This window comes from Methylotenera sp. L2L1 (assembly GCF_000744605.1).
Taxonomy (GTDB): Bacteria; Pseudomonadota; Gammaproteobacteria; order Burkholderiales; family Methylophilaceae; genus Methylotenera.
This window is the reverse complement of the sequence record NZ_JQMG01000001.1, coordinates 993,995-1,018,653: the sequence shown is the minus strand read 5'-3', so window position 1 is coordinate 1,018,653 and position 24,659 is coordinate 993,995. Positions and strand designations below refer to the sequence as shown.

Annotated in this window: 24 protein-coding genes; 17 read left to right on the top strand and 7 right to left on the bottom strand. The window is 45.0% G+C overall.

All coding sequences use genetic code 11. The features are described from left to right. Window positions 1-42 precede the first annotated feature (42 nt). Complete coding sequence (argH, locus tag FG24_RS04750; RefSeq protein WP_036301617.1) at window positions 43-1,488, bottom strand: argininosuccinate lyase; 1,446 nt, start codon at window positions 1,486-1,488, stop codon at window positions 43-45. A gap of 278 nt (window positions 1,489-1,766) precedes the next feature. On the opposite strand from argH, the gene FG24_RS04745 reads away from it, so the two are divergent. Continuing rightward, window positions 1,767-2,771 (top strand): sensor histidine kinase, encoded by a 1,005-nt coding sequence (locus FG24_RS04745; protein WP_036301616.1) that lies wholly within the window; start codon window positions 1,767-1,769, stop codon window positions 2,769-2,771. After that, the gene (locus FG24_RS04740; RefSeq protein ID WP_036301615.1) at window positions 2,764-3,531 is read left to right on the top strand and encodes a LytR/AlgR family response regulator transcription factor; all 768 of its coding nucleotides are present in this window, start codon (window positions 2,764-2,766) and stop codon (window positions 3,529-3,531) included. The genes FG24_RS04745 and FG24_RS04740 overlap by 8 nt, the downstream gene beginning before the upstream one ends. Window positions 3,532-3,623: 92 nt before the next feature. On the opposite strand, the gene FG24_RS04735 is transcribed toward FG24_RS04740, so the two are convergent. Next, window positions 3,624-4,304 carry a mechanosensitive ion channel family protein gene (locus FG24_RS04735; RefSeq protein ID WP_036301614.1) on the bottom strand — a complete coding sequence of 227 codons (681 nt, stop codon included), beginning with the start codon at window positions 4,302-4,304 and terminating at the stop codon, window positions 3,624-3,626. 175 nt (window positions 4,305-4,479) lie between these two features. Here FG24_RS04735 and hemC point away from each other — a divergent pair, with 175 nt between their 5' ends. Genes hemC through FG24_RS04715 form a run of 4 tightly spaced genes read left to right on the top strand, consistent with a single transcriptional unit; the run spans window position 4,480 to window position 7,692 of the window. After that, window positions 4,480-5,421, top strand: coding sequence for a hydroxymethylbilane synthase (gene hemC, locus FG24_RS04730; protein WP_036301612.1), 942 nt, complete (start codon window positions 4,480-4,482; stop codon window positions 5,419-5,421). Window positions 5,422-5,456: 35 nt separating this feature from the next. Then, a complete protein-coding gene (locus tag FG24_RS04725) occupies window positions 5,457-6,233 on the top strand; it encodes a uroporphyrinogen-III synthase (protein WP_036301611.1) in 777 nt (258 codons plus the stop codon). After that, entirely contained in the window at window positions 6,226-7,263 is a 1,038-nt protein-coding gene (locus FG24_RS04720; RefSeq protein ID WP_036301609.1) for a uroporphyrinogen-III C-methyltransferase, read from the top strand. The genes FG24_RS04725 and FG24_RS04720 overlap by 8 nt, the downstream gene beginning before the upstream one ends. Window positions 7,264-7,269: 6 nt before the next feature. Then, window positions 7,270-7,692 (top strand): heme biosynthesis HemY N-terminal domain-containing protein, encoded by a 423-nt coding sequence (locus FG24_RS04715; RefSeq protein WP_036301608.1) that lies wholly within the window; start codon window positions 7,270-7,272, stop codon window positions 7,690-7,692. A 125-nt stretch (window positions 7,693-7,817) separates the two neighbouring features. Here the strand turns inward: FG24_RS04715 and FG24_RS04710 are convergent, their stop codons facing one another. Both FG24_RS04710 and FG24_RS04705 read right to left on the bottom strand, forming a co-directional pair. Continuing rightward, window positions 7,818-8,852 carry a CDP-6-deoxy-delta-3,4-glucoseen reductase gene (locus FG24_RS04710; protein ID WP_036301606.1) on the bottom strand — a complete coding sequence of 345 codons (1,035 nt, stop codon included), beginning with the start codon at window positions 8,850-8,852 and terminating at the stop codon, window positions 7,818-7,820. A gap of 36 nt (window positions 8,853-8,888) precedes the next feature. Next, on the bottom strand, window positions 8,889-9,293 hold the full coding sequence (locus tag FG24_RS04705) for an FxsA family protein (RefSeq protein WP_036301604.1): 405 nt from the start codon (window positions 9,291-9,293) through the stop codon (window positions 8,889-8,891). A 19-nt stretch (window positions 9,294-9,312) separates the two neighbouring features. Between FG24_RS04705 and cutA the strand changes: the two genes are divergently transcribed. The 8 genes from cutA (at window position 9,313) to FG24_RS04665 (ending at window position 16,637) form a co-directional block, all read left to right on the top strand. After that, window positions 9,313-9,642 carry a divalent-cation tolerance protein CutA gene (cutA, locus tag FG24_RS04700; protein ID WP_200876867.1) on the top strand — a complete coding sequence of 110 codons (330 nt, stop codon included), beginning with the start codon at window positions 9,313-9,315 and terminating at the stop codon, window positions 9,640-9,642. An 8-nt stretch (window positions 9,643-9,650) separates the two neighbouring features. Continuing rightward, complete coding sequence (gene dsbD / locus FG24_RS04695) at window positions 9,651-11,510, top strand: protein-disulfide reductase DsbD (protein WP_036301600.1); 1,860 nt, start codon at window positions 9,651-9,653, stop codon at window positions 11,508-11,510. A gap of 7 nt (window positions 11,511-11,517) precedes the next feature. Further along, complete coding sequence (locus tag FG24_RS04690) at window positions 11,518-12,045, top strand: TlpA family protein disulfide reductase (protein ID WP_036301598.1); 528 nt, start codon at window positions 11,518-11,520, stop codon at window positions 12,043-12,045. A gap of 198 nt (window positions 12,046-12,243) precedes the next feature. Beyond that, a complete protein-coding gene (gene aroQ, locus FG24_RS04685; RefSeq protein ID WP_036301596.1) occupies window positions 12,244-12,693 on the top strand; it encodes a type II 3-dehydroquinate dehydratase in 450 nt (149 codons plus the stop codon). Between the two features lie 35 nt (window positions 12,694-12,728). Beyond that, window positions 12,729-13,181, top strand: coding sequence for an acetyl-CoA carboxylase biotin carboxyl carrier protein (gene accB, locus FG24_RS04680; RefSeq protein ID WP_036301595.1), 453 nt, complete (start codon window positions 12,729-12,731; stop codon window positions 13,179-13,181). 104 nt (window positions 13,182-13,285) lie between these two features. Continuing rightward, on the top strand, window positions 13,286-14,635 hold the full coding sequence (gene accC, locus FG24_RS04675) for an acetyl-CoA carboxylase biotin carboxylase subunit (RefSeq protein ID WP_036303986.1): 1,350 nt from the start codon (window positions 13,286-13,288) through the stop codon (window positions 14,633-14,635). 104 nt (window positions 14,636-14,739) lie between these two features. Beyond that, window positions 14,740-15,636 (top strand): 50S ribosomal protein L11 methyltransferase, encoded by an 897-nt coding sequence (gene prmA, locus FG24_RS04670; protein WP_036301593.1) that lies wholly within the window; start codon window positions 14,740-14,742, stop codon window positions 15,634-15,636. Further along, a complete protein-coding gene (locus FG24_RS04665; protein WP_036301591.1) occupies window positions 15,624-16,637 on the top strand; it encodes a DUF3426 domain-containing protein in 1,014 nt (337 codons plus the stop codon). Before prmA ends, FG24_RS04665 begins: the two co-directional genes overlap by 13 nt. 30 nt (window positions 16,638-16,667) lie before the next feature. Here FG24_RS04665 and FG24_RS04660 read toward each other — a convergent pair whose 3' ends face one another. Beyond that, window positions 16,668-17,570 (bottom strand): LysR substrate-binding domain-containing protein, encoded by a 903-nt coding sequence (locus FG24_RS04660; protein WP_036301589.1) that lies wholly within the window; start codon window positions 17,568-17,570, stop codon window positions 16,668-16,670. 357 nt (window positions 17,571-17,927) lie between these two features. Between FG24_RS04660 and katG the strand changes: the two genes are divergently transcribed. Beyond that, window positions 17,928-20,123: a catalase/peroxidase HPI gene (katG, locus tag FG24_RS04655; protein ID WP_036301587.1), complete on the top strand. Its 2,196-nt coding sequence runs from the start codon at window positions 17,928-17,930 to the stop codon at window positions 20,121-20,123. 135 nt (window positions 20,124-20,258) lie between these two features. On the opposite strand, the gene FG24_RS04650 is transcribed toward katG, so the two are convergent. Both FG24_RS04650 and FG24_RS04645 read right to left on the bottom strand, forming a co-directional pair. Further along, window positions 20,259-21,923, bottom strand: a complete 1,665-nt coding sequence (locus FG24_RS04650; protein ID WP_235189717.1) for an electron transfer flavoprotein-ubiquinone oxidoreductase — start codon at window positions 21,921-21,923, stop codon at window positions 20,259-20,261. Between the two features lie 15 nt (window positions 21,924-21,938). Further along, window positions 21,939-22,865, bottom strand: a complete 927-nt coding sequence (locus FG24_RS04645; protein WP_036301585.1) for a LysR family transcriptional regulator — start codon at window positions 22,863-22,865, stop codon at window positions 21,939-21,941. Between the two features lie 102 nt (window positions 22,866-22,967). Between FG24_RS04645 and FG24_RS04640 the strand changes: the two genes are divergently transcribed. Further along, a complete protein-coding gene (locus FG24_RS04640; RefSeq protein ID WP_036301583.1) occupies window positions 22,968-23,720 on the top strand; it encodes an electron transfer flavoprotein subunit beta/FixA family protein in 753 nt (250 codons plus the stop codon). Then, a complete protein-coding gene (locus tag FG24_RS04635; RefSeq protein ID WP_036301569.1) occupies window positions 23,717-24,658 on the top strand; it encodes an electron transfer flavoprotein subunit alpha/FixB family protein in 942 nt (313 codons plus the stop codon). Before FG24_RS04640 ends, FG24_RS04635 begins: the two co-directional genes overlap by 4 nt. The last annotated feature ends 1 nt before the right edge of the window (window position 24,659 follow it).

Below are 24,659 nucleotides of genomic sequence, written 5' to 3'. Positions count from 1 at the left end.
ACAAAGCAAATATCACTAAAAATATGCCTACAGAAATATCACCTACTGATTTTCAAGTAACTTTCTTGCTCTTGCGATAGCAGCTTTTACCTGCGATGGCGCAGTACCACCGACATGGTTACGGCTGTTCAGTGAGCCATCCAGAGTAAGCACCGCATAAACATCATCGCTGATTTCTTTAGCAAACTCTTGCAGTTTAGCTAACGGTAAATCACTTAAATCCACTTTTTGGTCTACTGCATAACGTACAGCTAAGGCTACCGCTTCATGCGCATCTCTAAAGGGCATGCCCTTTTTCACGAGATAATCCGCTAAATCTGTCGCAGTGGCAAAACCTTCGCTAGCCGCTTTACGCATATTGTCTTTATTTACGGTAAAACCTGCTTTGACCACCACGCCATTTTCCAGCACCGGCAAACGCAACATGTCTGCATAAATTTCCAGTGTCACCAATAGCGTATCAGCGGTATCGAACAAGGGCTCTTTATCTTCTTGGTTGTCTTTATTGTAAGCAAGCGGCTGCCCCTTCATTAAGGTCAACAACGCAGTTAAATGCCCATAAACACGGCCAGTTTTGCCACGCACCAACTCTGGTACATCTGGGTTCTTTTTCTGCGGCATAATCGATGAGCCGGTACAGAAACGGTCGGCAATATCAATAAACGCGAATCTTGGCGAGCTCCATAGAATTAGCTCTTCTGAAAGTCGTGATAAATGCATCATCACTGTGGATGCGGCAAAGGTAAATTCAATGGCAAAGTCACGGTCTGACACTGCATCCAGTGAGTTTTCGCATACACCCGCAAAACCCAAACTGGCAGCAACGTTTTCGCGATCGATTGGGTAGCTGGTGCCAGCCAAGGCTGCCGCACCTAAAGGCAACATATTCAAACGTTTACTACAGTCTTCAAAACGTGAGATATCGCGTTTCAACATTTCGTAATACGCCATGAGATGGTGGCCAAAGGTCACCGGTTGCGCTACTTGCAAGTGCGTAAAACCAGGCATCACTGTATCAAAATTAGCTTCAGCCAAATTAAGCAAACTAGTTTGCAAGTTAAATAAACCTGCAATCACTTGCTGACAAGTAGTCCGCAACCAAAGTCTTACATCCGTCGCCACTTGATCGTTACGGCTTCTGCCTGTATGTAAGCGCTTACCTGCATCGCCAATTTTATCGGTTAAGCGCTTCTCTATATTAAGATGCACATCTTCTAAATCGAGCGACCATTCAAATTGGCCTGCATTGATTTCTTCAAGAATCTCATTTAAACCAGCTTCTATCGCGTTGAAATCTGCCTGAGAAATAATACCCTGCGCACTTAACATACGCGCGTGGGCAATTGAGCCCTCAATATCATAAGAGGCTAAACGATAATCGAAACCAATAGATGCCGTATATTTTTTTACCAGCTCAGCCACTGGCTCGTTAAAACGCCCAGACCAACTGGTATCTTTTTTATTGAGCGCGCTTATTTTCTGTGTCACTTTATTTGCCTATCTAGTATTAACTTTTTTTATGCCTTTTAGTGGTAAAAGTGTTAATGCAAGGGTTAGCCTTTGCATTAACCTTAAACGTTAACCTGAAGTGGTTACGCCGCTTTTTCTCCATCTAAAAGGAATTTAATTGCGATTGTCGTACAAATTTTATTCAACATTAAAAAATGCTTAATAACAAACTACTTATATGCATTAGTATAATGCAAAATAAAGTCATTTAAGAAAAAGCGATTGCGCCAGACTACATAAATGCAGATAAAAAACTGATGAGAAAAACGAGCCGCCTGCCTAATTTACGCAATTTGGGTGTTGCCCTACGCATCCTTATTATCGCTAACGCAGCGTTAATGTTAGGTGCTTTTGTTTTGAGTGATGGCATCGAGACATTTCTGTATCAGCTCACTAGCATTTCTACCTTCGCCCAACCCACGTTGCTTGTTTGCCTGTTTTTACTTTATAGCTGCTACAACTTTCTAAATAAAACATCTTACCGCCAAGCCATCGCCTTTATTTTCATCCTCATCACACTAGGCACAACGGCTGTGCATGGTTTTTTTTCACAGTTCTGGATATTCAGCGATTTACCGTCACTACCGCGTATGCTTGTTTATGCATGGATAATAGGTGCGATTATTCTGTATTACTTTAACTTACATCATCGCGCTTACTCACCCGCAATCACCGAAGCTAGACTACAAGCCTTACAAGCACGCATTCGCCCACACTTCTTATTCAATAGCCTCAATGCTGTGCTGTCATTGATTCGCGACCAACCCAAACAAGCAGAAACTGCACTGGAAGACATGGCTGACTTGTTTCGAGTATTAATGGCCGAAAATCGGGAACTAGTGCCCATTGCACAGGAATTTGCTCTCTGCCGTCAATATTTAGCACTAGAGAAACTACGCTTAGATGAAAGACTAAACGTAGAGTGGCTGATTGACGATGTACCGCCTGATATCCTCATCCCACCCTTGTTGTTACAGCCCCTCATTGAAAATGCGGTATATCATGGCATAGAGCCATTAATTGGTGGTGGCACGATTACGGTTCAGGTATATACCAAAAGAAATGAAGTGCACCTGATTCTAAAAAACCCATATACAGCACAAAGTAAGCATCATAATGGCAACAACATGGCGCTTAAGAATATCAAAGAACGACTCACGCTGCACTTTGACCTTGAAGCCTCATTAAAAAGCAAACAGATAAACGACACATACGAGGTACATATTACTTTGCCTAATCAACAACAAAAGACAAATGGTTAATTACGCTAACCTCAATATTTTAATTGCTGATGATGAAGCCCCTGCGCGCAATCGGCTACGGACTTTACTCGGTGATATTGAAAACATTCGTGTAGTAGCCGAAGCAAAAAACGGCAGAGAGCTGCTAGACATTATTAATCGCTCACAGAGTGAGCAAACCTCGACAGATATTGTATTGCTAGACATCCGCATGCCAGAAATGGACGGCATAGAGACAGCACAACACTTACAAAAGCTGCCTAAACCCCCAGCTGTTATCTTTACCACCGCCTATGACACTTATGCAATAAAAGCATTTGATATGAACGCTGTGGATTATCTATTAAAACCTATCCGCATAGAACGCCTGCAGACTGCATTACAAAAAGCGCGTGTGCTACTTCCAAACCAACTTGAAGCATTAGCGCCATTAAGTCCTAAACGCAGCCATCTAAGCATTAGTGAGCGCGGCCGCATCTTATTGGTACCAATCAGCGATGTGATATACCTGCGCGCAGAGCTCAAATACATTACGGTACGTACCGCCGAGCGCGAATATTTAATAGAAGAATCACTCGCTCACCTAGAGCAAGAGTTCAGTAATCTTTTCACACGATTACACCGAAATTGCTTAGCCGCTAATGCCTACATTTTGGGCTATGAGAAACGTAATCAAGACGAACATGCAGAGAAACAATGGGTCGCATTGCTCAAGCACGTGCCTGAAACAATCACAGTTAGCCGCAGACAGCAGCACCTGATTCGTCAAAATATGCTTTAAGGACATGCAGTTTTGCATGCCCACAGCACCAAAACTGCATGATAGTGACAAAATAACCGCACTAGTGCGGTTTAAACCACACCAGCCAAAACTTACTTATTTTTGTTCCGATTAGCGTCTAATTCTGCAATGGTTTTTGCCGCCCAATCTTTGCCGCCCAAACCAAAGGCCAACGCCAATGCAAGGAAAACCGCCCCAAACACAATCACAAATAATGAGTGAATCAACTGCATGCCTATGCCCAACTGCTCTAAAGCCACAAATATTGCTAATATTTGAATACCATACTCAGCAGAGGTGCTCACTGTCAGCGCAGCAGAAAATTTAATGCTATGTAGCCATGCAAACATCAACTTGTTCACGAAGCGCGCCAATAGCGTACCAAAGATAATCACAAGAATCGCCAAGATAATACGAGGCAAATAGCCCGCTAACTGCTGTAACAGGCTCGCCACTTCAGTAAGCCCTAAGGTGCTGGCGCCCGTTGTAATGAACAAAATAATCACTAGCCAATACACCACTTGGCTAATAATGCCACTCAGGGTGACATGCAAACTGCCGCTATTCATAAAAGCCTCTAGGCCTGATCTTTGCGCAAACCGATCAAATTGCGTGAGCTCCAATAAGCGCTTAACGGCAAGTCTTACCAATTTCGCCACAATCCAGCCGAAAAAGAGAATGACGACCACTGCCAGTAATTTCGGTACAAAATGAACCAGCTGCAGCCAAAACTGGTTGAGTGACCCAATAAACACTTCAAATTGATATTGCATGTTAACCTCCTTAACATCACTAAAAATTTAAATTTAATCTTGGCTAAAGCAATTTAACCTCGGCTAAAACCTAGTTAAGCCATAAGCTTACCTGATAAATCAACATCATTTAAACACTAAACTGAAAGTTTAGGTGCTTAATGCTTGCTAGCAAGCCCTGTGCTAAAATCACAACATGCAGAATTCATACGAACACACAGCCCCTAAAAAACTCGTTATTGCCTCGCGTGAAAGCGCGCTTGCCATGTGGCAGGCTCGCCATATTCAAAGCCGCTTGCAGTTGATTTACCCTGATACAGAAGTCTCCATTCTAGGCATGACGACGACAGGCGATCAGATCTTAGATATGCCTTTAGCCAAAGTAGGTGGTAAAGGTTTATTTGTGAAAGAGTTGGAAACTGCGCTGGCTGACGGTCGTGCGGATTTGGCTGTGCATAGCATGAAAGATGTGCCGATGAACCTACCTGAAGGTTTTATATTGGCAGCAACCGGTGAGCGTGAAGACCCACGCGATGCTTTTGTATCTAATGACTATGCTTCATTGGAAAGCCTGCCGGCAAACAGCGTTGTAGGCACATCCAGTTTACGTCGCCAAAGTCAGTTACAAGCACGCTTTCCTCACCTTAAAATCGAGTCACTACGCGGCAATCTACAAACACGCCTGCGTAAATTAGATGAAGGCCAGTATGCAGCGATTATTCTGGCAGCTGCTGGCCTCATTAGGTTGGAACTTGGTGACAGGATTCGCCAATTCATCGCACCTGAACATAGCATTCCAGCGGTGGGTCAAGGTGCACTAGGTATAGAAATCAGCGCAGACCGTCCAGACTTGATCGCTGTGCTCGCTCCACTTAACCATCCAGATACACAAGTATGTGTGGAAGCTGAGCGCGGTATGAGCCGCACACTGGCTGGCAGCTGCACGGTTCCGCTTGGCGCTTACGCGGTGTGTGAGGCAGATAGCATCCGCATTACAGGCTTTGTGGCGAGCGTAGATGGTAAACAAATGTTAGTTGAGACTGCTGTAGGTAGCAGAACAAATGCTGAAGCACTAGGCAAAACGCTAGCCAATCAACTGATCTCAAAAGGCGCAGACAAGATTCTCGCGGCCCTGTAATTACACTAGGTAATCACATTACTGTAGGCTTACCCATGCGTGCCGACCATCTACTTAGCAACTTACAGATTGCGGTCACTCGGCCAGTCGATCAGGCAGCAAGCTTGAGCCTTGCTATTGCCCAGCATGGGGGGACTGCAATCTCATTCCCCTTGATTGCCATCTCAGCGTTAGATGATTACCATGCGTTTGAACAGCAACTGAACCGTATTAACACGACAGACTGGGCAATCTTTATCAGTTCAAATGCGGTTGATTACGCCATGCCGCTTTTAATCAAAAGATTTGGCAAAATTCCTGATCATTTAAAGTTCGCAGCCATTGGCCATCAAACAGCCAAGACACTCGCCCTGTATGGCGCCCATGATGTATTGGTGCCGCATACTCGTTTTGATAGCGAAACACTGCTTGCACTGCCAGAGATGCAAGATGTGTCCGCAAAAACCATCGCCATCTTTCGTGGGGTTGGTGGCCGGGAACTGATGGCAGAAACGCTTAAGGCAAGAGGCGCCAATGTCTACTTTGCAGAAAGCTATCGCCGTATTAACCCGCAACAGAGCGCGGAGCTACTTGAGGCACAATGGCGGCAAAACAAACTGGATGCAGTCATTGTGACCAGCAGTGAAGCCATGCGCCATTTGTTACAAATGTCTAAAAATGCAGAGTGGTTACGCCATGTTACATTATGCGTAAATCATGAGAGAATCGCAGAAGAACCACAACAGCTTGGTTTAAAAGTGCTAGTCGCAAAAGCACCGGGGGATGAAGCTATGCTGCAATGTTTATCACAACTTGTAAAACATCATGACTAACTCAACAGATACTCAATTTGCAGGTAAACAAAAGCCTTCTACACTGGCGATTGGCTCCATGATACTGGTGATTATTGCTATTCTAACGCTAGCATGGCAATGGCTGAATACACGCCATCGATTCAATGAGATTGAAAAGTCACTCAGCTTCAAATTAGAGGAATACCACACGCTTAACCAGCAAAGTCTGGCACTAGCAAAACAGGCAGAAGAACGCAGCACTCAAGCCAATGCGCGCACCGTGATTTTAGAACAAAAATTAGCAGAATCGCGCGATCAGCAAGAGGCCTTGCAAACACTTTACACACAACTAGCAGAAAACCGTGAAGCCACTGCTGTTGCAGAAGTAGAGCAACTGTTAACGATTGCAAAACAACAACTGCAACTGGCGGGTAATGTTAAATCAGCACTACTCGCGCTTGAAGCAGCTGACCATAGGCTACAACCGCTTGACTTACCAAGAGCCGTGCAACTACGCGAAACCTTGCAAGTAGAAATCGAAACCTTACGTGATCTGCCGCAAATAGATATGATTGCAATGAGCACACAGCTCACTTATCTGTCTGAGTTATGCACCACCATTCCGCTCATTAGCGAGCGCCAGCCGACGCTTAACGTCAATGCTGGTCAACATCTAGCCCCTGTTCAATCGCTACAAGGCGTGCAAAAGTTCTGGTGGGCTATCTGGGATGACATTAAGAACTTAGTCACTGTAGAACGTATTGATAAACCAGAGCCACCGCTACTTGCTGCAGAGCACGCATTATATTTACGTGAGAATGTAAAACTCAGGCTACTCACTGCGCGAATTGCTTTGTTGCAACATGATGAAAGCACTTACAAGGCCGACCTCAACATGGTGCACACTTGGCTTAATCAATATTTTGACACTAAGCATCCAGATACGATTAAAGCATTAGTGCTGCTGAAAAAGCTATCTAGCAACAACATCAGCTTAGAGCTTCCTCAACTTAGCGACAGTTTAGCGGCCGTGAGTAGCTACAAACTGATGCTTGAGAAGAGCGAGTAGCCAGCCATGCTTAAAAATAGATTTTTTTGGTGGGCTTTAACCTTATTCGGCATCATTCTAATCGTATGGTTAGCCAGTAACAATCAGGGCTACGTGCTGATTGTTCGCTCACCCTATCGTATCCAAATCTCTTTTAACTTCTTTTTAGTTGTCTTTGTACTGAGCGTTTTTGGTTTACATCACCTTCTCAGATTTTTACGATTCTTAAGACATTTGCCTGCGATTAGAAAGAGTAAGAAAGAATCCCTGCGCCTAAAAGCCGGCAACACTGCGCTGCTAGAGGGCATGCACGCGCTGGCAGAGGGAGATTTTGAAAAAGCGGAGGTATCAGCAAAGCTAGCGCAGGAACTGATTCAAAACTCAGACCTTGAAACGCTGATTCAGAAACTTGCTGCTGAAAAGAATAAGCAAGCGTTACTTTTCAAATAAGCTAACCATCCGTTTATGAAAAACACTGCTTTATAAAGTTAAAGGCCACTTTAAAGTGGCCTTTAACTTTTATTCTACGTGCACTTCACTAAAACCAGCACAACCTTATCTAAACACTCGTTCACCTAAGCACTAGCCGTAGCGCTTGGCACAGGTTTCGCATAGTTAAAAGCATCTGAATAGAACGCCCCTTCCGGTAGACCAGCCTGCGCAAAGCTGGCGTGTGCAACCTCCACCATGGCGGGTGCGCCACAACAATATACTTCAACATCGCTTAAATCACTAAAGTCATCCAACACGGCCTGATGCACCAGACCGCTACGGCCCTGCCAATTATCTTCCGGCAACGCATCTGATAAAACAGGGATAAACTCAATATTTGAGTACGCTTCAGCCCATGCTTGAGGAAGCGCCGGCATATACAGATCTTCTAAGGCTCTAGCCCCCCAATACAAAGTCACTTTGCGTTTAATATCGTTATGTATCATGTGCTCGATAATCGCTTTGATCGGTGCAAAGCCAGTACCACCAGCCACCATCACCATCGGCTTTTCTGAGTCGCTTCTATAGTAAAAGCTACCAAATGGCGCTTCAATACGCAAAATAGCTTTATCCGGCATTTCATTAAACACATACTCGGTAAACTGTCCGCCAGGTATTAAACGCAAATGTATCTCTAATAAACTATCCGCATGCGGCGCATTTGCCAATGAAAAAGCACGACGCTTACCATCTTTCAGCAAAAACTCAACATACTGCCCCGCCATAAACTGCAAACGCTCACTGCTAGGCAGTTTTAGAAACAAAGCCATCACGTCATGTGACAACTGCTCTTTGCGCTCTACACGCGTAGGAAGAATGCGCGGCGGAATCACCCCCGCATTGATTTCCCGGCACTCTATCGTCAAATCAGTCAGCGGTCTGGCACAACAGAACAAAGCCTTACCTGCGGCCTTATCAGCGTCCGTCAATGCGCTACTGGCGTAGTCTCCATAATCCACATCCCCACTTAACACCGTCCCTTTACAGCTACCACAAGCACCATTGCGGCAACCATAAGGGATATTAAAACCGGCTTCTATGGCTGACTCTAGAACCGTCTCATAGGCTTTTGCTTGATAGGTGTGCCCACTTGGCTGAATAGTAATTTGATAGGTCATGTCGTAATTTCTGTTTATTTTTTAAATATGTCTTAATTAATCTTCTCGGCGGAACTCGCCTTCAATCACATCATCATTGGCGGCTTGGCCTGCTTGGTATGATGATTGCCCATTGGGTGCCTGATTGTTCTTAATCGGAACCAGCAGCAAAATCACTGCAATCATATCAGTAATCACACCTGGCAATATCAGTAGCACACCCGCAATAATATTACGTGCACTGCCAAATATCGCCTTAATCGGATGATTACCGGTACGCATACTTTGCATCATACGCCCAGTAAATGATGACTTTTCATCCTGAATTAGTCGTAAGCCTAACAAAGCAATCCCGACTAAGTAAACTAACAGCCACCAACCATATTCTTGCCCGAGCTCAATCAATAGCCATATCTCAGCAATTGGAAAAGCGAGTAAAATCAAACCTATTAATAAACGCATGTCTTACTATCCTAAAATAATGTCGAATCCAGAAAATATTTTATTAGTACTCACCAACGTACCGGATGCTACGACTGCAAATCAGTTGGCAGAAACATTGGTCACGCAAAAATTAGCCGCGTGCGTCAACATCTTAAGTCCATGCCTATCCATATACATGTGGGAAGGCAAGGTAGAACGCACAAACGAAATACCAATGCTTATTAAAACAACTCAATTACAGTATGATGCACTTCAAGCAGCGATTATAAAAGCACATCCTTATGAACTTCCTGAAATAATCTCTATCAACGTAGATGGTGGCTTACCTCAATATTTACAATGGGTAACTACGCAATTATCTGCTTAAGGAACACAATGTTTAAAAGATTTTCGTATTTTTTGCTATTCAGCTTCTTTATATTATCTGCCTCTGTCAGCAATGCAGGCAATGTCACCAGTGGCATCAAAAACTTATTCACAGATGAATCTGCAGAAGATGAATTTTTATCACCAGATGCCGCCTTTGGCGTATCTATCAAGCAAGATGGACAAACGGTTCATGCAAATTTCACGGTTGCGCCCAACTACTATCTTTATAAAACACGCACCAAATTTGAGTTCACACCGGCGCAAACGTTCGAATTAAAATTACCAAAAGCAGACATTAAGAATGACCCTAACTTTGGCGAAATGGAGGTCTACCATCAGGATTTTACGGCCACCCTAGTGCTAAAAGACAAAATCAGCACACTTATTGACGTTAAAATCACCTATCAAGGCTGTAGCGAAAAAGGTCTATGTTATGCGCCTCAACACAAAAACTTTACGATTACGCCAGATGGTAGCGCCAGCCTAAATCAAGCCGCGACAACAGCTAGCAACACCTCATCCAGTAACAATAATGCCTCAGAAAGTGATAGCCAAGCTGCCAATTTACTGAAAAGCGGCAAATGGTGGCTGATTATTCTAGGCTTCTTTACGGCAGGTCTACTGCTTGCATTCACACCATGCGTATTTCCCATGATTCCGATTCTATCGTCCATCATCATCGGCAAAAATGCACATGTTTCACGTCTACATGCATTTAACTTATCGCTCGCTTATACCTTGGGTATGTGCCTCACTTACACCCTTGCGGGCATTGCAGCCGGGCTCTCAGGACAAATGCTTAGTAGTGCACTGCAAACCCCGTGGGCCTTAGGATTTGGCGCATTTATCTTTGCCTTGCTGGCGCTCTCCATGTTTGGCTTTTACGAGCTCAAACTACCAAACAGCATAGAAAACGGCCTAATGAACTTAAGCCGCCGCATCAAGGGCGGGCGCTTTTTTAGTGATTTCCTTATGGGCGTGCTATCAGCCCTTATCATCAGCCCATGTGTGGCTGCACCGTTAGCTGGCGCCTTACTCTATATCAGCAAAACCAATGACGTATTATTAGGTGGCGTTGCTTTATTCTCACTCTCTGTAGGCATGGGCACCCCGCTACTACTGATTGGTGCATCAGCCGGCACGCTTTTGCCTAAAGTGGGCAGCTGGATGAACGCCGTCCGTAATTTATTTGGCGTTCTCATGCTTGCAGTAGCGATATGGCTAATTGCACCCGTGATTCCCATGCAAGTACAACTAGCACTGTGGGCTGCACTGTTAATTGTGCCCGCCATTTACATGCATGCACTGGATAGCCTACCAACTGATGCAAAACCCGCACTCAAGTTTTGGAAAGGCATCGGGGTGATGATGGTTGTCATCGGCTTGGCCATGCTGATTGGCGCACTGTCTAATGCGAAGTCACCGTTACAACCGCTCAGTGGACTGATTGCTACGGCATCTAATGTTCAACAACAGCATAACAACTTGAACTTCCAACCCATCAAAAACATCGCTGAGCTAGACAATGCCCTTAAAAATGCACAAGGAAAACCCGTCATGCTCGACTTTTATGCGGACTGGTGTGTGGCATGCAAAGAAATGGAGCAATTTACGTTTAGTGACGCACGCGTCCAATCTGCGCTAAAAGACACACTGCTATTGCAAGTCGATGTCACTAATAATACGGAAGACGATAAAGCCTTAATGCAAAAATTCAACATTTTTGGCCCGCCAGGCATCTTGTTCTTTAATGCAAAGACGGCCGAAGAAACTCACTTAAAAGTAGTGGGTTATAAAAATGCGGATGCATTTCTGCAAATTCTAGATGAGCGCGGCAGCTGCCTGCCAGAAACCATCCAATGCTAGGAACCCAATGCTAGCTAAGATACTAAAGCCACTTTCTTTTATATTGCTAATAGTAGCAATAGCACTGGCACTGCGCTTCTTCTCAGAGCTCAGCGCAAGTAGCAAACTTAGTAGCGCACCGCTATATGCTACCAACCTACCTGACACCTCGGGAAAGGTACAAAACCTTGGCCAATATCAACACAAAATTATAGTGGTTAATTTTTGGGCAACATGGTGCCCTCCATGCAAGGAAGAAATGCCAGAGTTAATTGCGCTACAACAATCCTTTAAAAATAATAATGTGATTGTTTTAGGTATCGCACTTGATGAACCAGCATTGGTTGCTGACTATTTAAAAACCAACCCTGTAAACTACCCTATTTTTGTATCTGAAACAGCAGGCAGTTTACTAGGTGAGCAATTAGGCAATGATAAGGGCGTGTTACCTTACACGGTCATCATTAATGCTGATGGTAAAGTTGTGAATACGCACTTTGGGCGCATCAATAAAGCGATTCTTGAGGCGGCAATCAAGCCTTTAATATCGCCATAATTACACTAGCTACACATGTAAGTTAGGTATTTACAGACAAATCCAAACCATACTCAGCATGTGGGATTTACGGAATTAACTCAGGCAAATTCGCTTAAATTCTTTAAAGTTGCTGGACAAAACCCTTTAACTTCGGCAAACTCGCGTTTATGAATTATCGTAATTTATGCAAAAATCGTTTAAAACAGGTGAATCGTCATGACTACTAAGAGCATTTTGGTATTACATGGCCCTAACCTGAATCTATTAGGTCTGCGTGAACCACAGCATTACGGTAACGCGACACTAGATAGCATCAATCAAACACTATCAAACAAGGCAAAATCAGCCAACATCGCATTAGAGTCGTTTCAAAGCAATGCAGAAGCTGAACTTGTCGACAAAATTCAGTCTATTGCGACTAAAAGCGTAGATTTTGTCATTATCAACCCGGCAGCATTCACACACACATCCGTTGCAATGCGTGATGCGTTGAGTGCAGTTAAGGTTCCATTTATAGAAGTACACTTGTCAAATGTGTTTGCACGAGAATCATTTCGTCATCATTCATATTTTACAGACATCGCTGTTGGCATTATTAGCGGGTTGGGTGCAAAGGGTTATGAGCTTGCACTGGATTTCGCTATTGAAAAAATTAATCATTCTTAAAATAATAATTTATATCGAATTAGTTAGGGGTCATCATGGATTTACGTAAACTTAAAAAGCTTATTGATCTAGTAGAAGAATCAGGCATTTCAGAATTAGAACTCACAGAAGATGGCGAAAAAGTACGTATCAGCCGCAACTTCACTGCCAGCATGCCTGCGCAAAATTACAACCATTACATGCCACAACAACACGCGCCAGCACCACAAGCGGTACCTGCAGTAGCAGTTGAAGCAGCGCCAGTTGTCGAAGAAGGCCATGCGGTTAAATCGCCAATGGTAGGTACGTTCTACCGCTCACCATCTCCAGATGCTAAATCTTTTGTTGAGGTAGGCGACACAGTTGCTGTAGGCGACACACTATGTATTATCGAAGCGATGAAGCTATTAAACGAGATTGAAGCAGATAAAGCTGGCGTCATCAAAAAAATCTTAGTTGATAACGGCCAAGCCATTGAATATGGTGAACCACTGTTTATTATCGGCTAAGTCGTTTTAGCTTATTAAATTACTGCTTAATTAATTAGGTCTTATATCAATACTTAAGATATCAATTACTAAGGCCTAAATACTAGGATCTCACTTTCATGGCAATGTTTGACAAAATTTTAATCGCCAATCGCGGCGAAATCGCGTTACGCGTACAACGCGCATGTCGCGAACTCGGCATCAGAACGGTAGCCGTGCACTCCGAAGCTGACCGTGAAGCTAAATATGTAAAATTAGCGGATGAGTCAGTCTGTATCGGCCCAGCACCCTCTGGCCAAAGCTACTTAAATGTTCCTGCAGTCATCAGCGCTGCTGAAGTCACTGACGCACAGGCGATTCACCCTGGTTATGGCTTCTTATCAGAAAATGCGGACTTTGCAGAACGCGTAGAGCAAAGCGGCTTTGTATTTATTGGCCCACGCGCTGAAACTATCCGCCTGATGGGTGATAAAGTATCGGCGAAAGATGCAATGCGTAAAGCTGGCGTACCTTGCGTACCTGGTTCAGAAGGCGCACTGCCAGACGACCCTAGCGAAATCATTAAAATCGCTAAACAAATTGGCTATCCAGTGATTATTAAAGCAGCTGGCGGTGGCGGTGGTCGTGGGATGCGCGTAGTGCATACCGAAGCGGCATTACTGACTTCAGTGAATATGACCAAGGCTGAAGCACAAGCAGCATTTAGCAACCCGATGGTTTACATGGAAAAATACCTTGAGAAACCACGCCATATTGAAATCCAAGTGTTAGCTGACCAACATGGCAATGCAGTCTTCTTGGGTGAGCGCGATTGCTCTATGCAGCGTCGTCATCAAAAAATTCTAGAAGAAGCGCCAGCGCCATTACTGAATGCACGCTTACGCGACAAAATTGGCGAACGCTGTGCTGAAGCCTGCCGTAAAATCAAATATCGCGGTGCAGGTACTTTTGAATTCTTATATGAAAATGGTGAGTTCTATTTCATTGAAATGAACACACGTTTGCAGGTAGAACATACTGTGACAGAAATGATCACTGGTATTGATTTGGTGCAACAACAGATTTTTGTAGCGGCTGGCGAAAAACTAAAATTCCGTCAAAAAGATATTCAATTACACGGACATGCGATTGAATGTCGTTTAAATGCAGAAGATCCTTACAATTTTGTACCTTCTCCAGGCAAAATCACTAAATTCCATATGCCTGGCGGCCCTGGTGTTCGTATCGATACGCACGCGTATGCAGGCTACACGGTGCCACCGCATTACGACTCAATGATTGGCAAGTTAATTACTTACGGTGATACACGAGACCAAGCCATTGCACGGATGCGCATTGCATTGTCTGAAATGATGATTGAAGGTATTAGCACCAACATTGCATTACATGCTGATTTAATGGCAGATGCAGCTTTTCATTTAGGTGGTACAAGTATTCACTACCTAGAACAAAAGCTTGGTATTTATAACAAATAATTGTTATTTCTGAAGCAACACTGAAAATACGCGTTGCCGCACAAGCGGTACACGCGTATTTGCATATAGTAGTTTAAATAGATTAAGCATTAGATAGGTTGAGTATGGCGTGGGTATCATTAAAAATTGAAGCACAGGATAATAATGCTGATTTAATTAGCGATACACTCATGGAGCTAGGCGCACTGTCAGCCATTATTGAAGATGCAAATGCTGAGACCATTGATGAACAGCCGATTTTTGGTGAGCCGGGCGACCCGCCCCCAGGCATTTGGCAGCAAAATCTGGTGAGTGCTTTGTTTGATGAAGGCGTTGATGTCACTGCAGTGATTCAAGCGCTAGAACAAATCGCCAAGCTAAATCAACTTAACTACACCACCGAAACAATTCAAGAACAAGACTGGGTGCGCGCAACCCAGTCGCAATTCGACCCAATCAAGATTACAGAAAACCTGTGGATTGTGCCTACGTGGCATGTATCGCCAAATCCAGAGGCAATCAATATCGTGCTAGACCCTGGCCTAGCCTTTGGCACTGGAAGCCACCCAACCACGCACTTATGCTTAGGCTGGCTGGCCCAAACTGTGAACACAGGAAACTCTGTGCTCGACTATGGTTGTGGATCTGGTATTTTAGCAATTGCCGCTAAAAAGCTAGGGGCAAATGAAGTGGTGGGTACGGATATCGACACACAAGCCATTCAATCTAGCCTATACAACGCTGAGCAAAACCAAGTACAAGCTGAGTTCTACGATGCGAACCAATATCAATCTAAAGAGTTTGATATTGTGGTTGCCAATATTTTATCTAGCGCCCTGAGCGTACTGGCGCCAGCGTTAGCGAAGTCTTGCAAGGCCGGTGGGAAGATTGCACTTTCCGGTATTTTACGTGAACAAGAATCCGCTGTTTCTGCCATTTACTCTGAATGGTTTGATATGGGCACACCACAGCATATGGATGCTTGGGTGTTGCTCACAGGCACGAAAAAATGCGCGACATAACCCATTGCCCAAACTGCCAAACTCAATTCTTTGTTAGTGAAGATCAGCTCAAGCAGCATGATGGCTTAGTACGCTGCGGGCAATGTCTGCAGGTGTTTAATGCCAAAGAGCAATTTGTCCCTACAAGTACCCCTACCCCAGAAACACCAGCACCTAGCGCTGTGGAAGTAGCCACAGATACATTAACACCTGCCAATAGCGATGCACCATCTAGCTGGCCGACAATTGACCTGAGTTTTGAAGAGGCTGCGCCAAGCACGCATAGCCCAGAGCCTAAGCCAGAGTCTGCCGCATCAGCGGCCGCTCAATCGAGCGCAGCATCAGCAGAGAGTCACGCTACGCCAGCTAATGAGCAAACCGTAGCGACCACAGCGCACACCGGCGCACTTGCTGAACTACCGCATGACCCAAGTAGCATAGCGGAACACCCACCTCACGACGCTGGCAAACTAAATTTCGCCCATCATCCATCTAACGATTTTAATGACCTAGCCAAACACGCAAAACGAGATGGCAAGCAAAGTACAAGCCACCGCTGGCTTTGTTTGCTAGGCACACTGCTATTAGTGTTAGCCGCAGCTGGGCAAAGCGCCTATTTCTTACGCAATACCATCGCTATTTATTACCCCAATCTCAAACCGCAACTAGTGCAAGCATGCCAGCACCTAAAGTGCAGCATAGAGCTGCCCAAGCAGATTGAGTGGATTGTGATTGACGACTCAGATATGCAGGAAGACCTTGAACATACAGGGGTAATGCACCTTAGTAGCAGCCTCTTTAACAAGGCTGGCTTTGTACAAGCCTACCCAAATATAGAACTAACGCTGACGGATACGAGCGACAGCGCTGTTTTAAGACGTATATTTAAACCGGCAGAGTATTTACCACCGAACACAGACATCGCAGCCGGGTTTAGTGCGGGTAAAGAAATCAAAGTGAAGCTTGCCATTACCACACAGGATGTCAGTGTTGCAGGATATCGGCTTTACGTGACTTACTAGCTAGTTTTTTAAAATACACTGCCGATATTGCTAATCAATCATCTCCAGACAATCCGAGGCAATCGCCTTAATCGCATCTGCCACACACACCACAGCAAGCTCTCTTGCATAACTTTTACGCCAAGCAAGCGCCACCCTACGCACAGGGACTGGCGCTAAAAACGGGATAACCCTAACCAAAGGATTTAAATAGCGATCAGTAGCAGCACTGCTCGGTAAGACTGTGATACCTAGATTAGACGCCACCATATTACGTATGGTTTCCAGTGAGTTACCTTGCAATACCTGACCTTTTCTGGATAAATCTGGACAAGCCTGCAATACTTGATGGCTATAACAATGCCCGCTATTTAATAACAAGACATTTTCATCAGCAAGTTCATCGGCACTGACTGATGTACGATTTGCCCAATGGTGGCCAACAGGCACCATGACCACATACTTCTCATCATATAAAGGTAAAGTATTAATGCCTGCCACATCAAAAGGTAGTGCGACCACAGCCGCATCAATCACACCATTTTTAAGTTGGGTTTCTAATTGTGTCGTTAAATTTTCTTCAATATCCAATGGCATATCAGGCGCACTCTGGCGCAAGATTGGAATAATCTCTGGTAGCAAGTATGGCCCTACAGAATAAATCAGTCCCAAGCGGAAAGAACCACTTAACTGGTTGTTACCTTGCTTGGCAAGCTCCCGAATATAATTCACCTCTTCTATTGCCTTAATCGCCTGCTCAATGATTTTTTCGCCAATAGGGGTTGGATTAATATCAGATCTACTACGCTCAAAGATTTGTACGCCCAAGTCCTCTTCTAGCTTTTTAATCGCCAAACTCAATGCCGGCTGGCTGACGTAACACTTTTCAGCAGCACGCCTGAAGTTACGCTCTTTTGCGACAGCAACCACAAAACGCAGCTCACTTAATGTCATTTTTGTCATCCTAATACTGATTATCGATAAGTTTAGCATATCAATAAAATTTGAACATTCAATTATACAAATCAATAATCGCGCTATACACTGGTCTGACTTGCTACACTAAATTGTTTTTCCAATATTCTGAAGTAGCAACCTGAATGGAGACCGAAATGAAAAACTATTTATACGAGTTGCAAGAAATCTTTATTGAGTTATTTGCGCAATACGCATTAAGCCAATAACGAGTGTGGCATGCGCCTGATTTTCATACGACCGTGAGTAGTTTTTAATATCAACCCTTTATTGGCTGACAGCCAGAGGAGATATTGAAACAGGTCCATAAAGTTATAACAATTAAAGGAGAACACAATGACAGCTGAATCAAAATGCCCATTCTCGGGCAATGCAACCAAACCAACAGTCGCTGGAAGTGCGAACAATAGTCAGTGGTGGCCAGAACAATTAAATCTCAGAATACTACATCAGCACTCTTCTAAATCAGACCCTATGGGTCAAGCGTTCAATTATGCCGAAGCATTCAAAAGCCTAGATCTTGATGCCGTCATCAAAGACCTCCACGCCCTGATGACAGACTCTCAGGATTGGTGGCCTGCAGACTATGGTCATTATGGACCGTTCTTTATCCGTATGGCATGGCACGGCGCTGGTACTTACCGTATTCATGACGGTCGTGGCGGTGCTGGTTCTGGCTCACAAAGATTTGCACCACTCAATAGCTGGCCAGACAATGGCAACCTAGATAAAGCACGTCGTCTACTTTGGCCAATTAAACAAAAGTACGGACGCAAGCTTTCTTGGGCTGACTTAATGATTCTTGCAGGTAACGTTGCCTTAGATTCAATGGGACTCAAGACCTTTGGCTTTGCTGGAGGACGTCCGGACATCTGGGAACCTGAGGAAGATATCTACTGGGGTCCGGAAACGACATGGCTAGGCGACGAGCGCTACAAAGGCGATCGTGAGCTAGATAATCCGCTAGGCGCTGTCCAGATGGGCTTGATTTATGTGAACCCAGAAGGCCCGAACGGCAATCCTGATCCAATCGCTTCTGCACGCGACATTCGTGAAACGTTTGCACGGATGGCGATGAATGATGAAGAAACGGTAGCGCTTGTTGCTGGCGGACATACTTTTGGTAAATGTCACGGTGCTGGTGATGCTAGTCATGTTGGTCGTGAACCAGAGGCCGCAGATATCGAAGAGCAAGGGTTTGGATGGAAAAATAGTTTTGGTAGCGGCAAAGGCGTTCATGCCATCACCAGTGGCATAGAGGGTGCATGGACCAATAATCCAATCCAATGGGATAACAATTATTTTGAGAATCTGTTCGGCTATGAGTGGCAGCTAACTAAGAGCCCTGCTGGTGCCCACCAATGGACGCCTAAAGAGGCATCTGCGTCAGGCACTGTGCCAGATGCACACGACCCAACTAAACGCCACGCCCCCATCATGACCACTGCAGATTTGGCAATGAGAATGGACCCGTCTTATGAGCGAATATCTCGCCATTTCTTTGAAAATCCGCAAGCATTCGCTGATGCATTTGCTAGAGCGTGGTTTAAATTAACGCACCGTGATATGGGCCCTGTATCGCGTTACCTTGGCCCGTTAGTACCAACAGAGGCACTTATTTGGCAGGACCCTGTACCAGCAGTCAATCATCCATTAATTAATGCGCAAGACATTGCCGCGTTAAAAGCAAAAATCATGGCTTCTGGCTTATCAGTCTCTCAATTGGTGTCTACTGCATGGGCCTCTGCATCGACATTCCGCGGGTCTGATAAACGTGGTGGTGCAAATGGTGCCCGGATTCGCCTAGCACCGCAAAAGGACTGGGAAGTAAACCAGCCAACAGAACTCGCGGTAGTCATTCAGACATTGGAAGCGATCCAGAAAGACTTTAATGATGCACAAAAAGATGGAAAAAAAGTTTCTATTGCAGATCTGATTGTACTTGGTGGTTGTGCTGCTATTGAAGCTGCGGCTAAAAAAGCAGGTCAAGAAGTAAATGTGCCATTCACGCCTGGTCGCACTGATGCAAGCCAAGCACAAACCGACACTGATTCATTTGCTGTGCTTGAGCCTGTTGCTGATGGTTTCCGCAACTACATTAAAGGTAGCGTTAAAGAAGCAAGTGCTGAGTTATTGCTAGATAAAGCGCAATTACTCACGCTAACAGCGCCTGAAATGACTGTTTTAATTGGGGGCTTGCGTGTGCTGAATGCAAACCACGGAAAATCCAAGCATGGCGTATTAACTAACAGACCAGAAGCATTGAGCAATGATTTCTTTATGAATCTGTTGGAGATGAAAACAAAGTGGCAGAAATCTCATGCATCTGAAAATGTGCTTGAGGGGCGCGACCGAGTAACGAACGAACTCAAATGGACCGGAACAGTGGTCGATTTAGTTTTCGGCTCAAACTCTCAGCTCCGAGCCATTGCTGAGGTCTATGCTGCGGCCGATGCACAACAAACGTTCTTGCGTGACTTTGTGCAAGCCTGGAACAAAGTCATGAACCTTGACCGTTTCGATCTTGCTTAATTGCTAAGGCTAATCTCAAGGATTAAGGTTAGCCTGTGATAAAAAGCCGCTGTATTTTAAGTACAGCGGCTTTTTCATTGATAAACGACAGCTTCAGTGAAGTGCTACATGCCTACGCAATTCTACATACCCACACTACATACCCACATAAGTTGGGCCACTTCCACCCTCTGGCGGTACCCAAACAATATTCTGAGTTGGGTCTTTAATATCGCATGTTTTGCAGTGAATGCAGTTTTGAGCATTGATGTGCAAATAGCTCGCATCGTGCTGCTTAACAATTTCATATACGCCAGCCGGGCAATAACGCTGCTCAGGCGCATCAAAGTTTGCTAAATTAATACTGATAGGTACGTTTTTGTCTAACAGCGTCAAATGGCAAGGCTGATTTGCATCATGTGCAATATTGCTTAGGCTAATTGAATTGAGTCGGTCAAAGCTATAAATACCATCTGGTTTGGGATAGTCGATTACTGGCATTTCCGATGCTGGTTTTGTGCAATCATGGTCAGCTTTCTGATGTACCAAAGTCCATGGTAAGCGAACATGAAAAGCGCTTAGCCACATTTCAATACCACCTAACAGTGTGCCACCCCAGCTGCCAAACCTTGATAGCAATGGCTTCACATTGCGCACAGCGTCTAAATCGTTCCAAACCCATGAGTTCTTTAGCGCATCAGCATAGCTTTGCAATAATGGTGTAGCTTGCGCACTTGCCTGCGTTAATGCCTGAAACACAGCCTCAGCCGCCAACATGCCAGATTTCATCGCATTATGGCTACCCTTGATACGCGGCACATTGACCATACCTGCACTGCAACCAATCAGTGCACCGCCAGGAAACACTAGCTCAGGTAAAGACTGTAAGCCACCCTCACTAATGGCTCTTGCGCCATAACTTAGACGCTTAGCGCCTTTGAGTAAGGTTTTAATCTGTGGATGCGTCTTGAAACGCTGGAACTCATCAAAAGGAGAAAGGTGCGGGTTGGCATAATCTAAATGCACCACAAACCCGATAGAAACCAATTGCTCACCATAATGATAAATAAAGGAGCCGCCGCCAGTATCCGCAGTCAATGGCCATCCAATGCTATGTTGCACCAAGCCCACTTTGTGCTGCTCAGCCGGTACGCGCCACACTTCTTTGAAACCCAAACCATATTTCTGCGGTGAAGATTGTTTACGCAGGTCAAACTTGCTTTCCAACGCTCGTGTTAATGAACCACGCGTACCTTCTGCCACCAATGTATATTGCGCTCTAATTTCAATGCCCTGTGTGAACTGTGCGGCTTCCGCACCTTGCGCATCACGCCCCATATCACCCGTGATGACACCCACCACTCTCTGCTGCTCATCATAAAGCATCTCTTGTGCAGAAAAACCAGCATAGATTTCAACGCCCAAGCCCTCAGCCTGCTCACCTAGCCAACGGCAAACATCCCCTAGGCTCGCGATATAGTTACCTTGATTACTCATCAAAGGCGGCATCAACCAATGTGGAATTGACCAAGATTTAGCTTGCCCTAAAATCAAGAACTCATCGTCACTCACATTAGTCTTGAGCGGTGCACCTTGTGCTTGCCAATCCGGAATAAGCTCATTCAAGGCAATCGGGTCTATCACCGCGCCCGACAAAATGTGTGCGCCTACCTCTGCGGCTTTTTCAAGCACACATACACTGACGTCCTTACCTTGGTCATTAGCTAGCTGCTTAAGTTTAATGGCAGCAGCCAAACCAGACGGTCCAGCGCCCACAATCAACACATCATAATTCATCACATCACGTTGCACATCTGTCATTTTAAAGACCGTCCTTTAAGGTATTTCTGGCAAGTTAACTTGGTCACTGCGCGTGGCGCCTACTACCATTGCTTTACATAAAGCGATAAATTCACGCATACCGGTTGTCTGATACTTCTGCTTATGCCAAAGAAAATAGAAATATCTGCCTAAATTTAGGGAAGGCGTAGCCAGCGGCACTAAACTACCGCGCCGAAAGGCATCTTTAAGTGCCAAACGCGATATACACCCGATACCAAGCCCAGACTCAACTGCGCGCTTAATCGCCTCTGTATGCTCTAATTCTAGCCTAATATGTAATTTTGCATGATTGTTCTGAAAAGCGCGATCAAAAGTTGCGCGAGTACCAGACCCTTTTTCTCTTAAAATCCACTGCTCCTGTAACAGCTGCTCGATTGTAATTTTCTTTAACGCCGCCAATGGATGATTAGGCGCAGCAAACACCACCAGCTCATCAGCCACCCATTGCTGCACCTCGATATCAGCATGATTGCAATCACCTTCAATCATACCTAAGTCTAGCTCATGATTAGCAACCTGCTGCACCACCGTACTAGTGTTATGCACTTGCAGTTGAATGCGGCTTTCAGGATGCTCCTGCAAGAACTTTGCGACAAGTATGGTGGCTAGGTAGTTACCAACAGTAAGGGTTGCGCCAATTTTCATATAGCCAAACCCCGCATGCCCACGCAACTGGTTTTCTATTTCATTAGCGCGGTCTAATAGCTCTACAGCTTTCGGCAATAACTGCCGCCCAGTCTCATTAATACGTAGCGTTTTACCTACACGGTCAAAAAGCTGTAGGTCAAATTGTCGCTCGAATTCACTCAATGCGGTACTGGTGGCAGACTGCGATAACGACAATGCGCCAGCAGCACGCGACACACTCTCTGTGCGACTGATTGCAACAAAAATCTCAAGTTGTCTTAAGGTATATTTCATGCGCTCTCATATCTATAACACAGATATATAATATCTTTATAATCCACTTTATAAATATTATATGCCAATGTAAAATGCTCAGCAATTGCAGAGGAAATTGTCATGAAAATATTGGTCGCAATAAAGCGTGTAGTAGATTACAACATTAAAGTACGCATTAAGCCAGATGGCTCAAATGTAGATATTGATGGCGTCAAGATGAGCCTCAACCCATTTGATGAAAACGCCATTGAAGAAGCGGTACGCCTAAAAGAAAAAGGCATCGCTTCAGAAGTCGTGATCGTTTCATTAGGTAGTGCAGCTAATCAGGATGTATTAAGACATGGCTTAGCAATGGGAGCCGACCGCGCTATATTAGTTGAAACTGAACAAGATATGCAGCCATTGGCTGTTGCCAAGCTGCTTAAATCTTTAGTCGATCGCGAACAACCAGCGCTGACAATACTTGGCAAGCAAGCTATTGATGATGACGCAGGTCAAACCGGGCAAATGCTAGCCGCATTGCTTGACTACCCACAAGCGACTTTTACCTCAGCCATCACCGTTAACGGCAACGAAGTAGTCGCCACACGTGAAGTAGACGGCGGCACAGAAACCATCGGGTTTAACCTGCCTGCAGTGATTACTGCAGACTTGCGCTTAAATGACCCTCGTTTTGTAAAACTGCCAAACTTAATGATGGCGAGAAAGAAATCGATTGAAACCATCAGCGCCACTGATCTTGGCGTAGACACTCAGCCACGTCTGCAGTTATTAAAAGTATCAGAACCGCCTGCGAGAAAATCAGGCATCAAGGTGAGCAGCGTACAAGAGTTACTTGAAAAGCTGCGTGCTCATGAAGGAATACAACTATGAAAACCCTAATTTTAGCCGAACATAACGGTGAGGCATTAAATGCTTCAGTTTACCAATCAGTCACAGCAGCCCAATTTTGGAACGCTCCTGTTGAAATATTAGTGACGGGCAACGATGCCGCAAACATTGCACAACAAGCTGCGTTGATTGCTGGCGTAGCTCGCGTTATCCATGTAAAAGCTGACCACTTAGCACACCCATTGGCTGAAGATATTGCACACATTATTGCCAATATCGCCAATGAATATACAGTCATCTTAGCGGCGCACTCATCGTTTAGTCGCAACATTTTACCGCGCGCTGCTGCATTGCTGGATGTCGCAATGATTTCTGATGTACTAGAAATTCAAGCGAACAATACCTATGTACGCGCCATCTACGCTGGCAATATCCATACGACGATACAAAGCACTGACCGCATACAGCTGATTACCGTACACAGCAGCAACTATAGTGCGGCAGATGTAATCACCAACACTGCAGAGGTAGCCGTAGTTCCGGCGCCTGCACCACAGCAAAAAACACGTTGGATCTCTGAAACACGCACACTGTCAGACCGACCTGCCTTAAGTACCGCAAAAGTGGTCATCTCCGGCGGCAGATCATTGGGTAGCGCGGAAACATTTGAACAAGTACTCGCCCCATTGGCAGCCAGCCTTGGCGCAGCGCTTGGCGCAACTCGTGCAGCAGTCGATGCAGGCTATGCACCAAATGACATCCAAGTGGGTCAAACCGGCGTAACGGTCGCACCTGACTTATATATCGCAGTTGGCGTATCAGGCGCAGCACAACATACTTACGGCATGAAAGATAGTAAAATAGTCGTTGCCATCAACCAAGACCCAGACGCACCTATATTCCAGGTGGCAGACTATGGGCTTGTTGCTGACTTATTTGAAGTTATTCCTGAGCTAACTGCCGCTATTCAAAAAAATTAAA